Genomic DNA, 12,850 nt, shown 5'->3' with positions numbered 1-12,850 from the left:
GACGGCCGCCGGCGACCGCCGGGCGCGGCGCCGCGCCGCCGCCCGCCGCGGCGCCGACGGGTCGCCGCCCGCCCCGCCGCCGGCCGCGCCGCCCGGTCCGCCGCCGCGGCCGGGGGCCGCCGCGCCCGCCGGGACCCGCGCATCGTACGGGGCGTCGGCCGCGGCCGGCCTCAGCAGCGCCTCCAACTGCGCGGCGCCGCGCGAGGTCTGGCTCTTCACGGTGCCGACCGAGATGCCGAGCACCCGCGCGGTCTCCTGCTCGGACAGGTCGAAGGCGTGCCGCAGCACCACGCACGCCCGCTTGCGGAACGGCAGCCGGTCCAGGGCGGTGCGCACGTCGAGCACGGCGGGCACGTCGGGGTCGTCGGAGCGGTCCCGCCACAGCGCGGCCGCCACCCCGACGCGCCGCCGCTCCCTGCTGAGGGAGCGGATGCGGCTGCGGGCCAGGTTGGCGACGATCCCCCGGGCGTAGGCGGCAGGGCAGTCGGCCGCACGGACCCGGTCCCAGTGGCGCCACACCTCGACGAGCGCGTCGGCGGCGAGGTCGTCGGCGGAGTCGGGGTCGCCGGTGAGCAGGTGGGCGAGGCGGGAGAGCTCCGCGTGGTGGCGCTCGAAGAACGCGTGGAACTCCTCCGCGCCGGCTGTGTCCTGGGGAATGTCCGCCCTCCCTCCGTGCCCGCCCGCGGTGGTGGGCCGCGGACCCGGGCCGGCCCTCGCCCGCCCTGCCCGGGGCCGCCGGGACCGCGTGCGGCCCGGCGGCCGTCCGGGCCGGACGGCCGTACGGGCCGCCGAACTCCGTTGCGGCGAAAGGGGGTTCGGCTCCCGGTCACGGGTTGGACGAGAGTAGCAGCGATGCCGCGCCCGGCCCCAGCTCCCGGGCGGGTCCGCCACGCCCTGCCCGGCCGTCCGGCAGGGCATCCCCGCCGTCTCCGGCGACACCCCGCCGGCGGAGGCGCTGCGCGCGGCGGGGTGAGGGCGGCGGCGCCGCAGCGCCCCCGGCCCGCCGTCGTCCGGCGTCGCGGTCGCCCGGCGGCCCCGGCGGCCCCGGCGGCCCCGGCCGACAGGCCGACGGCGCCGCCGGGCGGTCGGTCCGTCAGTCCATCGGACCGTCAAACTGTCGGTCCGTCGGTCCGTCGGTCCGTCGGGCCGTCAGGCCGTACGGCCCAGGCCGTCCGTGCGCTGGAAGATCCGGCCGGGCCGGTCCGCGGGGGCGGCGGCCGGGCCGAGGGGGTGCTCCCGGCCGCGCCGCCGGTAGACCCGCTCGCCGAACAGCCAGAAGTGCAGGTCCATCAGCTGCGGCGGCCACAGGACCAGACCCGCGCCGCCGATCCGCCCCGCCTCGTTGCGCCGGGCCAGCCGGGCCAGGGGCTCCAGCAGCTCCAGTCCGGCCGGGCGCCCGGCCACGGCGGCGGTGGTCGCCGCCGCGACCAGGTCGGCGAGCTGGAGGTGCGGCACCAGGTGGGAGGGGGCGGTGAGGATCGGCAGCACCACCCGCTCCGGGACGACGTGGGGCGTGCCGGACTCGGTGAGCTCTTTCGCCGCCCGCAGCCACGACCCGCCGGCGTGCCCCGGCTCGTCGGCGACGACCACGCCGAGCGCGTCCCGCTCGGCCAGGAAACGCTCGATCCGCTCGTAGAGGTAGGCGAGGACCGCGGGCTCCACGCGGTCCCGCATGGGCCAGTCCAGGTGCCCGCGGTCCCAGACGACGACGGCGGAGCGGATGCCGTGGTCCGCGGCCAGCTCGAGCATCCCGCGGCGCAACGCCGGGCGCAGCCGCCCCCCGGCGCCGCGCCAGAACTGCGGCGCGGCCCGGCCCGGGTTCCACTTCAGCTCGACCCCCTCGGGCACCCCGAGCTCCGCGCACAGCCCCGCCAGGTCGGCGGCGTAGGGGCCGAGCGCGTCCTCTGGCACGAACACCGCCCCCAGGGCGACGAGTTGGCCGAGCCCGGCGCGGGGCACCTGGTCGGTCTTGCTGTCGTCCACGAAGACCATCCACACGGCGCCTCCCCGGGGTGCGGTTCCCCAGGGGTTATCGCCGGTCGCGGGCCCCGCTACGCCTCGGCCGGCCCGGCCGATCCGACGGCTCCGGCCGCCACGCCCGCTCCGGCCGCCACGCCCGCTCCGCCCGCGACGCCCGCTCCGCCCGCGACGCCCGCTCCGCCCACGCCGGCCCCCCGCGGCCGCGACGCCCGCCACAGCCGCACGCAGGAGAGCACCGCCGCCGCCAGCAGCAGCGCGTTGCGCACCACGACCACCCCGGCGGCCGGCCCGTCCCCCTCGATCATCCTCCAGAAGTACAGGGGGTAGTCCAGGGTGGTCGCCGCCGTCGCGAGCAGCAGCAGGCCCGCCACCGGACGCTGGCTCGTCCCCCGCACCGTCAGGCAGACCGCGGCCAGCCCCACCAGCCACACCAGGTACTGCGGGCTGACCACCCGGCTGGTGACGGTGAAGAGCAGCACCGCCGTCAGCGCCGCGTCGTACGGGGTCGCCGCCGTCCAGCGCCGCGCCCGCAGCCGCCACAGCAGCAGCCAGCCGAAGGCCGCGCAGGTCAGCGCCAGCGACACCTCCGCCACCAGGGACACGTACGGGCCCTGGAACTCCACCGAGCCGTAGCGGGTCTGCACCCGGCCCGGCCAGCCCAGCAGCCGCGCCGCCTGCAGCGCGCTGCCGCCCAGCGACTCGATCTCCACCCCCCGGCGGTGCTGCGCCGTCAGGAAGCCGAAGGCGCCGCGGAACGCCACCGCCGCCAGCACCGCCAGCACCGCCGCCGAGGCGAGCAGCGCCAGCCACGCGTCGCGGGTGGAGCGGCCGCGGGGGGTGCCCAGCACGGTCAGGGCCGGCCACACCTTCACCATCGCGCCCACCCCGGCCAGCGCGCCGCCCAGGCCGGGCCTGCGCCGCTGCGCCAGCAGTGCGGCCACCGCCACCGCGGTCACCTGCACGTCGTACCGGATGTAGGGGAGGTCGAGCAGCAGCGGCAGGCCCAGCGCCCACAGCCAGGCGCCGGCGCGGCTGCGGCCCGGGCGGCGGCCGGCCCGCAGCAGCGCGCCCTGCACCGCCGCGTCGGCGGCCAGGCTCAGCGCCACGAAGCCCGCCAGGTAGCCGAGCGGCCCCAGCAGTCCCGGACCCAGCATCACCAGGGCCGCCCCGGGCGGGTACTGCCAGGAGACGTCGCCCACCGGGAAGTGCCCGGCGAGCAGGCCCTCGTACCAGCGGTGGTAGAGGTCCACCACCTCCACCGGCTGCTGGACGCGGCCGGTCGCCACCAGGCCCAGCATCACCAGCCGGCTGGAGGCCCAGTAGCCGGCCAGCCCGGCGACGTCGTGCGGCCAGCGGTCCGGCCGGTACCAGCGCGCCCGGGCCGGCGGGACCGCGCCCGCAGGCCCCGGGAGCGCCGGGCCCGCGCCCGGCGTGTCCGCGCCGTGCGTCCCCGCGCCGTGCGTCCCCGCGTCCGCGGGGCCGGGCCGGGCCGCCGCCGTGCGGGGCGCCCGGGTGCGGGGGCCCGTCGGGCTCCCGCCGGTCCGCCCGCCGTCCGCGGCCACCGCGCCGGCGGGAGCCGGGCGGTCCGGCCCCCCGTCCTGACGCCCGACCGCTGCCCGCGTCTCCGCCACCGTCGCCTCCGTACCGGCCCACCCGATCCCCTGACAAGCCGCGAATATAGGCAGGACGTGCCAAAAGGTCCGGTCCCCGCTCCGGACGGTCACCCCTTCGTGGCCGCCATCCGCAGCCGCCGCCGCACGCACCGTGGCCGACCGGCCCCGCCCGCACTACGCTGCGCCACGGAGGAGCGCGCCCACCCGCCGCCCCTCCGCCCAGCCGCCCGCCAACCGGCCGAACGGGGTGATGGCCGTGCCCAGCCCGTGGATCGCCTGGCCGCAGGGAGCCGATCCGGCCGCCGTGCGCCGCGCCGCCTCCGGCGCCCATGAGTCCTTCCTGTGCACCGGCCGTGCCCCCGGCATCCGCACCGTCGTGCTCGACTCCTGGCGCCGCTGCGCCCGCAGCGGCGTCGACCCGGAGCGCGCCTCGCCCTCCGTCGCCCTCACCGACGAGCAGCTGCGCCTGCGCCGCCGGGACCACCCGCTGGCCGCCGTCCTCCCGCTGGTCCGCGACCTGCTCGTGGACCCGGCCGCCGACGCCGGACAGGTCGTCGCCCTCGCCGACGCCGCGGGGCACCTCCTCTGGGTCGAGGGCCACCCCGGCCTGCTGCGCCGCGCCGAGCGGATGGGGTTCGCCCCCGGCGCCTGCTGGCGGGAGGAGGAGGCGGGCACCAACGCCCCCGGCACCGCCCTCGCCCTCGACCACCCCGTGCAGATCTTCGCCAGCGAGCACTTCTCCCGGGCCGTCCACCCCTGGAGCTGCGCCGCCGCCCCCGTGCACGACCCCGCCACCGGCAGGGTCCTCGGCGTGCTCGACGTCACCGGCGGCGACCACGTGGCCTCCCCGCAGGCCCTCGCCCTGGTACGGGCCGCCGCGGCCGCCGCCGAGGGCGAACTGCTCCTGCGCCACCGCCAGGGCGCCGCGGCCCCCGCGCCCCGGGGCCGGACCCGGAGCGCCCCCCGCGCCGCCGCCCCCCGCGCCGCGGCCCCCAGCCCCCCGGCCACCGGCGCCGCGGCCCCCAGCCCCCCGGCCACCGGCGCCGCGGCCACCGGCCCGGGTGCCGCCCCGGGCACCGCCCGGCTCCAGGTCCTCGGCCGCGACCGCGCCCTGCTCACCACCCCCGACGGCCGTACCCGCGAACTCGCCCCCCGCCACTCCGAGATCCTGCTGCTCCTCTCCCGCCACCCCGGCGGCCTCAGCGCGGACGCCCTCGCAGCCCTGCTCCACGAGGAGGAGTCGGCCCGCGTCACCGTCCGCGCCGAGATGTCGCGGCTGCGCCGCCTCGTCGGCGACGCCCTGCTCGGCTCCCGCCCGTACCGGCTCACCGCGCCCCTCGCCACCGACGCCGACGACGTCCGCCGCCTGCTCGCCCGCGGCGCCCACCGCCAGGCGCTGCGGCACTGCCCGGGCCCGGTGCTGCCGCGCTCCGGTGCGCCCGGCGTCGTCGAGGAGCGCGAGGCCCTCGCCGCCGGGCTCCGCGCCGTCCTGCTGCGGCACGCCGGACCCGAACTGCTCGCCGAGTGGGCACGGCGCCCCGAGGGGCGGACCGACCCCCGGGTCCTGGAGGCGGCACTGCGGGCCCTGCCGCCCGGCTCGCCCCGCCGCACCCTGATCGCCGCCGACCTCGCCGCGCTCGCCGCCCCGCCGCGCCCCCGCCCGGCGTCCGGCGCCCCCGCCGCCCCGTCAGCCGCGGTCCCCCGCCCCCGGGGCTCCGCGCCGCCGCCTCCCGCACCGCCGTCCCCGAAGGCGCCGTCCCCGAAGGCCCCGTCCCGCCGCCGGGCGGCACCGCCGCGCACCGCAACCCTCCCGCAACCCCCCCGCGGCTAGCGTCGCCCCGCAGCGCCGTCCCCGGGCGGGCCGGGGGCGTGCCACAGCGCGAGGAGGCGCACCCATGACGGTCTACCAGCCGCCCGGCCGACCCGGCAGCCCGGCCACCTACCGGTCCCGGTACGAGAACTGGATCGGCGGCGCGTGGGTCCCGCCCGTGAAGGGCCGGTACTTCGAGAACCCGAGCCCCGTCACCGGGCAGACCTTCTGCGAGGTCGCCCGCAGCAGCGCCGAGGACGTCGAGAAGGCCCTCGACGCCGCCCACGCCGCCGCCCCCGCCTGGGGCCGGACCTCCCCGGCCGAGCGCGCCCTCGTCCTCAACCGGATCGCCGACCGCATCGCCGACAACATCGAGATGCTCGCCGTCGCCGAGAGCTGGGAGAACGGCAAGCCCGTCCGTGAGTCCCTGGCCGCCGACCTGCCGCTGGCCGTCGACCACTTCCGGTACTTCGCCGGGGCGATCCGCGCCCAGGAGGGCGGCCTCTCCCAGATCGACGACGACACCGTCGCCTACCACTTCCACGAGCCGCTGGGCGTGGTCGGCCAGATCATCCCCTGGAACTTCCCGCTGCTCATGGCGGTCTGGAAGCTCGCCCCCGCCCTCGCCGCCGGCAACGCGGTCGTCCTCAAGCCCGCCGAACAGACCCCGGCCTCGATCCTGCTCCTCATGGAGCTGGTCGCCGACCTGCTGCCGCCCGGCGTCGTCAACGTCGTCAACGGCTTCGGCGTCGAGGCGGGCAAGCCGCTGGCCTCCAGCAGCCGCATCCGCAAGATCGCCTTCACCGGTGAGACCACCACCGGCCGGCTCATCATGCAGTACGCCAGCGGCAACCTCATCCCGGTCACCCTGGAACTGGGCGGCAAGAGCCCCAACATCTTCTTCGAGGACGTCGCCGACCAGCGCGACGCCTTCTACGACAAGGCCCTGGAGGGCTTCACGCTCTTCGCCCTCAACCAGGGCGAGGTCTGCACCTGCCCCAGCCGCGCCCTGGTCCAGTCCTCCATCTACGACCGGTTCATGGGCGACGCCCTGGAGCGGGTGACCTCGATCCGCCAGGGCAACCCGCTGGACACCGACACCATGGTCGGGGCCCAGGCCAGCAACGACCAGCTGGAGAAGATCCTCTCCTACCTCGACATCGGCCGCGCCGAGGGCGCCAAGGTCCTGGCCGGCGGCGAGCGGGCCGACCTCGGCGGCGAGCTGTCCGGCGGGTACTACGTCACCCCGACCGTCTTCGAGGGCGACAACAGCATGCGGATCTTCCAGGAGGAGATCTTCGGCCCCGTCGTCTCCGTCACCCGCTTCGACGGCTTCGACGACGCCCTGCGGATCGCCAACGACACCCTGTACGGGCTCGGCGCCGGCGTGTGGAGCCGCGACGGCTCGCGCGCCTACCGGGCGGGCCGCGCCATCCAGGCCGGGCGGGTGTGGACCAACTGCTACCACGCCTACCCGGCGCACGCCGCCTTCGGCGGGTACAAGAACTCCGGCATCGGGCGGGAGAACCACCGCATGATGCTGGACCACTACCAGCAGACCAAGAACCTGCTGGTCAGCTACTCCGACCAGGGCCTCGGCCTGTTCTGAGCCCCGCGCGGTGCGGGGCCGTCCCACCCCTGGCGGCCCCGCACCCCGCGGCCCGTACCGTGCGGCCCGCACCCCGCGGCCCGCACGGTGCGCCCCCGCACCGCACCGCCCCGCCCGACCCCGCCGGAGACGGAGACACCCGTGGCCCCCGACCCCGCAGCCGCACCCGACCCCGCAGCCGCACCCGGGCTCCGGACACCACCGGCGGCCCCGGCCGCCCGGGTCGCCCTCACCCCCGCCGCCGCCGACCTGCTGCGCGAACTGCATGCCGAGCACGGCCCGCTGATGTTCCACCAGTCCGGCGGCTGCTGCGACGGCTCCGCGCCGATGTGCTACCCGGCCGGGGAGTTCCTCACCGGCGGCAGCGACGTCCACCTCGGGGACCTCGACGTGCCCGGCGCCGGACCGGTCCCCTTCTGGATGGCCCGCGCCCAGTACGCGTACTGGCAGCACACCCACCTCACCGTCGACGTCGTCCCCGGCCGCGGCGCCGGCTTCTCCCTGGAGGCGCCCACCGGCCTGCGCTTCCTCATCCGCTCCCGCCTGCTCACCGACGGCGAGCTGGCCTCCCTCGGCCTGCTCTGACCGGGGGCCGGCCGGAGCCGTGCCCCGGCCGCGGACGGCGGTCCGGACCCCGCCGGGCGTGGTGGGTCAGCTGCGCGCACGCTGGGTCACCGCGATGCACAGGAGGACGACCACCGCGGTGAACGGCGCGGCGGGCGACACCCGCTCGCCCATGAGCAGTACGGACCAGGCCAGGGTGACGAGCGGTTGGGCCAGCTGGAGCTGACTGGCCCTGGCGACCCCGACGGCGGCCATGCCGCGGTACCAGACGACGAAGCCGCCGAACTGTGAGACCGCGGCCACGTAGGCCATGCCCGCCACCGCCCTGGCGGTGAGGTGCACCGGCTCGGACGGCCAGGCCAGCAGGGTCGTGGCGAGGGTGGCCGGCAGCGCCGCCACCACCCCCCACGCGATGACCTGCCACCCCGGCATGCGGCGTGAGAGCCGGCCGCCCGCGGCGTATCCGACGGCGCACACGAGCAGCGCCCCGAACAGGTAGGCGTCGGCTGCGGTCGGCTCGCCGTGGCTCTGCTGCAGGGTGAAGCCGGCGACGGCGACCGCTCCGGCCACCGCGCCGCACCAGAAGAGCCGCGAGGGCCGCTCCCCGGTGAGCGCGGCCGCGACGACGGCGGTGGCCAGCGGCAGCAGGCCGACGACGACGGCGGAGTGGGCGGTCGAGGAGGTCCGCAGCGCGAGGGTGGTCAGCAGCGGGAAGCCGATGACGCACCCCCCGGCGACGGCGGCGACGCCGGGCCAGTGCCGTCGTTCCGGGACCGGGACGCGGCCGACGGCCAGGCAGGCCCCCGCCACGAGGGCGGCGAGGACGCCCCGCAGGCCGGTGGCCGTCCAGGGGCCGAAGCCGTCCAGCGCCCAGGCCGTGGCGGGGAAGCTGAAGGAGAAGCCGAGCACTCCCAGCGCGGCGAGGACGGTCCCGCGGTCCACTGCTATCCACCGGGCGGGAGTAGCGCTATTTTCTGCTGTCATGAATGACGATAGCAGTGTGGCGCACCTCCTGGGTGTCCTCCGCAGCGAGCTGGAGCGCTATCCGGAAGGCGGCAGGCTTCCCTCCAGCCGGTCCCTCATGGAGCGGTACCGGGTGAGCCCGGTGACCGTGTCGCGCGCGACCGCCGCACTGGTCGCCGAGGGCCTGGTGGTCTCCCGCCCCGGGGCGGGCGTCTTCCGCGCCGGGCCGCAGGCCGGGCCCCGGCCGCCGGGGGACCTCTCGTGGCAGGAGGCCGCCCTCAGCGCCGACGCGTCGCCCGGCCCGGCGGGCGACGGGCCGCCCTCCCCCCGGCGCGCGGACGCCTCCGGCCTGCTGGCCACGCTCGCCGTGCCGCCGCCCGGCTCGATCGACCTCAACGGCGGCTACCTGCACCCCTCCCTGCAGCCCGAGCGCGCCCTCGCCGGAGCCCTGGCCAGGGCGGGCCGCAGGCCGGGCACCTGGGAGCGGCCGCCGGTCGAGGGGCTCGCTGACCTCAGGGCCTGGTTCGCCCGGGACATCGCCGGACCGGACTCCCTCCTCGGCGGTGCCGACGTCCTCGTCACCGCGGGCGGCCAGAGCGCGCTCAGCACCGCGCTGCGGTCCCTCGCGGCCCCGGGCGCACCGGTGCTCGTCGAATCGCCCACCTACCCGGGCATGCTCGCCGTCGCACGGGCCGCAGGGCTGCGGCCGGTCCCCGTCCCGCTCGACGCGGACGGGGTGCGCACCGACCTGCTGGAGGACGCCTTCCGTGCCACGGGGGCGCGGGTGTTCGTCTGCCAGCCCCTCTTCCACAACCCCACCGGCGCGACCCTCCCGCCCGAACGGCGCCGCGAGGTCCTCCGGATCGCACGCAGGGCGGGGGCCTTCGTCGTGGAGGACGACTTCGCCCGCCGCCTGGTCCACGCCGACGCCCCGCCCCTTCCCCGGACGCTCGCGGCCGAGGATCCCGACGGGGTGGTCGTGCACGTGCGCTCCCTCACCAAGGCCGCCTCGCCCAGCCTGCGCGTCGGAGCCCTCACTGCCCGCGGACCCGCCATGGAACGGCTGCGGACGACCCAGGTGATCGACAACTTCTTCGTCCCCCGCCCCCTGCAGGAGACCGCCCTCGAACTCGTCGGCTCGCCCGCCTGGAGACGCCACCTCCGCACACTGGCCGACGCCCTGCGCAGCCGGCGGACCGCCGTGGCCGAGGCCCTGGGCCGGGAGCTCCCCGCGCTGCGGGCGCAGGTCCCGCACGGCGGGTACCACCTGTGGCTGCGCCTGCCCGCCGGGACCGACGAGACCGCCCTCGCCGCCGCCGCCCTCCACGCCGGCGTCGCCGTCACCCCCGGCAGGCCGTACTTCCCCGCCGAGGCGTCCGCACCGCACCTGCGCCTGAGCTACATCGGCGCCGTGGGCGACGACCAGCTCCGGGAGGGCGTCCGCCGGCTGCGGCGGGCGTACGCACAGGTCTGCTCCCCCCGCGCCGGGGAGCCCGCCGGCCCGGCCTGAGCACCCCGGCGGGGCGGCGCGGTCCGCCCGTCCCGGCCGCCGGCGGCCCGGCCGCCCCGCCGCCCGGCCGTCCGGGCCCCGGCGCGGCGTGCACGGCCGCCGGCCGCCGCCCCGCCCGGGGCGCCCTCCCCGGCGCTGTCGGCCCGGCCTGCCAGAATGCACCCGAGGCACAGCGACCAAGGGTGGTTCCCGACCGTGACGACCGTGACGACCATGTCCATCGAGCAGAGGATCGCCGAGGAGCTCGGCGTGCGCGAGGGGCAGGTGACCGCCGCCGTCGGCCTGCTCGACGGCGGCGCGACCGTGCCGTTCATCGCCCGCTACCGCAAGGAGGCGACCGGCACGCTCGACGACGCCCAGCTGCGCGCCCTGGAGGAGCGGCTGCGGTACCTGCGCGAGCTGGAGGAGCGGCGGGCCGCCGTCCTGGAGTCCGTCGAGGCGCAGGGGAGGCTCGACGACGCCCTGCGCGAGCGGATCATGTCGGCCGACTCCAAGGCGCGCCTGGAGGACGTCTACCTCCCCTACAAGCCCAAGCGGCGCACCAAGGCGCAGATCGCCCGCGAGGCCGGGCTGGAGCCGCTCGCGGACCTCCTGCTGGCCGACCCCTCGCAGGACCCGCAGGCCGCCGCCGCCCCGTACGCGGACCCGGAGCGCGGCGTCGCCGACACCGCGGCCGCCCTGGAGGGCGCGCGCGCGGTCCTGGTCGAGCGGTTCGCGGAGGACGCCGACCTGATCGGCGAGCTGCGCGAGCGGATGTGGGCCCGCGGCCGCCTGGTCGCGAAGGTCCGCGAGGGGAAGGAGCAGGAGGGCGCCAAGTTCGCCGACTACTTCGACTTCTCCGAGCCCTTCGTGAAGCTGCCGTCGCACCGCGTCCTGGCGATGTTCCGGGGCGAGAAGGAGGAGGTCCTCGACCTCGTCCTGGAGCCGGAGGAGGAGCCCGCAGGACAGGCTGCCCCGGCGGAGCGCACCGGTCCCGGCGACTACGAGCAGCGCATCGCCCGGCGGTTCGGCGTCGCCGACCGCGGCCGCCCCGCCGACCGCTGGCTGCTGGACACCGTCCGCTGGGCCTGGCGCACCCGCATCCTCGTCCGCCTCGGCATCGACCAGCGCACCCGGCTGCGGCAGGAGGCCGAGGACGAGGCCGTCCGCGTCTTCGCCGCCAACCTCCGCGACCTGCTGCTCGCCGCGCCCGCCGGGACCCGCGCCACCATGGGCCTGGACCCGGGCTTCCGCACCGGCGTCAAGGTCGCCGTCGTCGACGCCACCGGCAAGGTCGTCGCCACCGAGACCGTCCACCCCCACGAGCCGCAGCGCCGCTGGGACGACGCGGTCGCCGCCCTCGCCCGCCTCGCCCGCACCCACCGGGTCGACCTGGTCGCGATCGGCAACGGCACCGCCTCCCGCGAGACCGACCGGCTCGCCGCCGACCTGATCGCCCGCCACCCCGACCTCGGCCTGACCAAGGTCATGGTCTCCGAGGCCGGCGCCTCGGTGTACTCGGCCTCCGCCTACGCCTCCCAGGAGCTCCCCGGGCTCGACGTGTCGCTGCGCGGGGCCGTCTCCATCGCCCGCCGCCTCCAGGACCCGCTCGCCGAGCTCGTCAAGATCGACCCCCGGTCGATCGGCGTCGGCCAGTACCAGCACGACCTGTCCGAGGTGAAGCTCTCCCGCTCCCTCGACGCCGTCGTCGAGGACTGCGTCAACGCCGTCGGCGTCGACGTCAACACCGCCTCCGCGCCGCTGCTCACCCGCGTCTCCGGCATCAGCGCCGGACTGGCCGAGAACATCGTGCTGCACCGCGACGCCCACGGCCCCTTCCGCACCCGCAAGGACCTCAAGGGCGTCGCCCGGCTCGGCCCCAAGGCGTTCGAGCAGTGCGCCGGCTTCCTGCGCATCCCCGGCGGCGACGACCCGTTGGACGCCTCCAGCGTCCACCCCGAGGCGTACCCGGTGGTGCGCCGCATCCTCGGCGCCACCGGCGGCGACCTGCGCTCCCTCATCGGCAACGGCGCGCTGCTGCGCTCGCTGAGGCCGGGGGAGTTCGCCGACGCCACCTTCGGCGTGCCGACGGTCACCGACATCCTCCGCGAGCTGGAGAAGCCGGGCCGCGACCCGCGCCCCGCCTTCCGCACCGCGGTCTTCAAGGAGGGCGTCGACAAGCTCTCCGACCTGCTGCCCGGCATGCTGCTGGAGGGCGTGGTCACCAACGTCGCAGCCTTCGGGGCCTTCGTCGACGTCGGCGTCCACCAGGACGGCCTGGTCCACGTCTCCGCCATGTCCAGAACCTTCGTGAAGGACCCGCGCGACGTGGTGAAGCCCGGCGACGTCGTCCGCGTCAAGGTGCTCGACGTGGACGTGCCGCGCAAGCGGATCTCGCTGACGCTGCGTCTGGACGACGAGGCCGCACCGGCCGCGGGCGGCGGGGGCGGGCAGCGCCCGCAGCAGGGCGGCGGCCGGGACGGCGGAGGGCGGGACGGCGGCTCCCGCGACGGCGGCGGGCGTGACGGCGGCGGGCGGCGCGGGCCGCGTCCGCCCCGGCAGCAGCGCGGCGGGGGCTCCGGCGGCGCGCCCGCCGGCGGCGCCATGGCCGACGCGCTGCGCCGGGCCGGACTCGCGGGCCCGGAGCGCCCGGGCCGCTGATCCGGCCCGCCACCCGGCGGCCCCCCCGTGCTCCAACCCGTTCCGCCACCGTCGGGCCGGCCCGGCCGCCCCCCCCAGCCCCGCCGGCCCGGCCGCCCGCCGGTCTCCCCGCTCTGTCCAGTAGGCACGCACCGCCAGCCTCGTTCTCCCCCCACCCGCCG

The 12,850-nt window shown here is 77.9% G+C and carries 8 protein-coding genes and 1 pseudogene; 5 read left to right on the top strand and 4 right to left on the bottom strand.

Features of this window, described 5'->3' with window-relative positions:
• Positions 1–78: 78 nt before the first annotated feature.
• The 3 genes and pseudogenes from LO771_RS18325 to LO771_RS18315 all read right to left on the bottom strand — a co-directional run.
• Positions 79–657 (bottom strand): annotated as a pseudogene (locus LO771_RS18325) (SigE family RNA polymerase sigma factor); the annotation flags it as partial.
• A 492-nt stretch (positions 658–1,149) separates the two neighbouring features.
• Entirely contained in the window at positions 1,150–1,992 is an 843-nt protein-coding gene (locus LO771_RS18320; protein ID WP_374228194.1) for a DUF3800 domain-containing protein, read from the bottom strand.
• Between the two features lie 59 nt (positions 1,993–2,051).
• The gene (locus LO771_RS18315; RefSeq protein ID WP_230653788.1) at positions 2,052–3,611 is read right to left on the bottom strand and encodes a glycosyltransferase 87 family protein; all 1,560 of its coding nucleotides are present in this window, start codon (positions 3,609–3,611) and stop codon (positions 2,052–2,054) included.
• A gap of 238 nt (positions 3,612–3,849) precedes the next feature.
• Here LO771_RS18315 and LO771_RS31100 point away from each other — a divergent pair, with 238 nt between their 5' ends.
• From LO771_RS31100 to LO771_RS18300, 3 genes are all read left to right on the top strand, one after another.
• Positions 3,850–5,424: a GAF domain-containing protein gene (locus LO771_RS31100; protein ID WP_308188935.1), complete on the top strand. Its 1,575-nt coding sequence runs from the start codon at positions 3,850–3,852 to the stop codon at positions 5,422–5,424.
• 64 nt (positions 5,425–5,488) lie between these two features.
• On the top strand, positions 5,489–7,012 hold the full coding sequence (locus LO771_RS18305) for an aldehyde dehydrogenase family protein (protein ID WP_230653786.1): 1,524 nt from the start codon (positions 5,489–5,491) through the stop codon (positions 7,010–7,012).
• Positions 7,013–7,261: 249 nt separating this feature from the next.
• On the top strand, positions 7,262–7,597 hold the full coding sequence (locus LO771_RS18300) for a DUF779 domain-containing protein (RefSeq protein WP_230654026.1): 336 nt from the start codon (positions 7,262–7,264) through the stop codon (positions 7,595–7,597).
• Positions 7,598–7,663: 66 nt separating this feature from the next.
• Here the strand turns inward: LO771_RS18300 and LO771_RS18295 are convergent, their stop codons facing one another.
• On the bottom strand, positions 7,664–8,560 hold the full coding sequence (locus tag LO771_RS18295) for a DMT family transporter (protein WP_230653782.1): 897 nt from the start codon (positions 8,558–8,560) through the stop codon (positions 7,664–7,666).
• On the opposite strand from LO771_RS18295, the gene LO771_RS18290 reads away from it, so the two are divergent.
• Together LO771_RS18290 and LO771_RS18285 are read left to right on the top strand one after the other, a co-directional pair.
• Complete coding sequence (locus LO771_RS18290) at positions 8,559–10,049, top strand: PLP-dependent aminotransferase family protein (RefSeq protein WP_230653780.1); 1,491 nt, start codon at positions 8,559–8,561, stop codon at positions 10,047–10,049. The two genes, LO771_RS18295 and LO771_RS18290, sit on opposite strands and share 2 nt — an antisense overlap.
• A gap of 213 nt (positions 10,050–10,262) precedes the next feature.
• Positions 10,263–12,689 (top strand): Tex family protein, encoded by a 2,427-nt coding sequence (locus tag LO771_RS18285; RefSeq protein ID WP_230654024.1) that lies wholly within the window; start codon positions 10,263–10,265, stop codon positions 12,687–12,689.
• The last annotated feature ends 161 nt before the right edge of the window (positions 12,690–12,850 follow it).

The sequence above is a fragment of the Streptacidiphilus sp. ASG 303 genome, from assembly GCF_020991365.1.
GTDB lineage: Bacteria > Actinomycetota > Actinomycetes > Streptomycetales > Streptomycetaceae > Peterkaempfera.
The sequence above is the reverse complement of the archived record's forward strand: the minus strand, read 5'-3'. Positions and strand labels throughout refer to the sequence as shown.

What these genes read in the sequence shown, in the direction of transcription:
- LO771_RS18320 (WP_374228194.1), bottom strand. Translation starts at nt 1,992, where the DNA reads ATGGTCTTCGTGGACGACAGCAAGACCGACCAGGTGCCCCGCGCCGGG.
- LO771_RS18305 (WP_230653786.1), top strand. Translation starts at nt 5,489, where the DNA reads ATGACGGTCTACCAGCCGCCCGGCCGACCCGGCAGCCCGGCCACCTAC.
- LO771_RS18290 (WP_230653780.1), top strand. Translation starts at nt 8,559, where the DNA reads ATGAATGACGATAGCAGTGTGGCGCACCTCCTGGGTGTCCTCCGCAGC.
- LO771_RS18295 (WP_230653782.1), bottom strand. Translation starts at nt 8,560, where the DNA reads ATGACAGCAGAAAATAGCGCTACTCCCGCCCGGTGGATAGCAGTGGAC.
- LO771_RS18285 (WP_230654024.1), top strand. Translation starts at nt 10,263, where the DNA reads ATGTCCATCGAGCAGAGGATCGCCGAGGAGCTCGGCGTGCGCGAGGGG.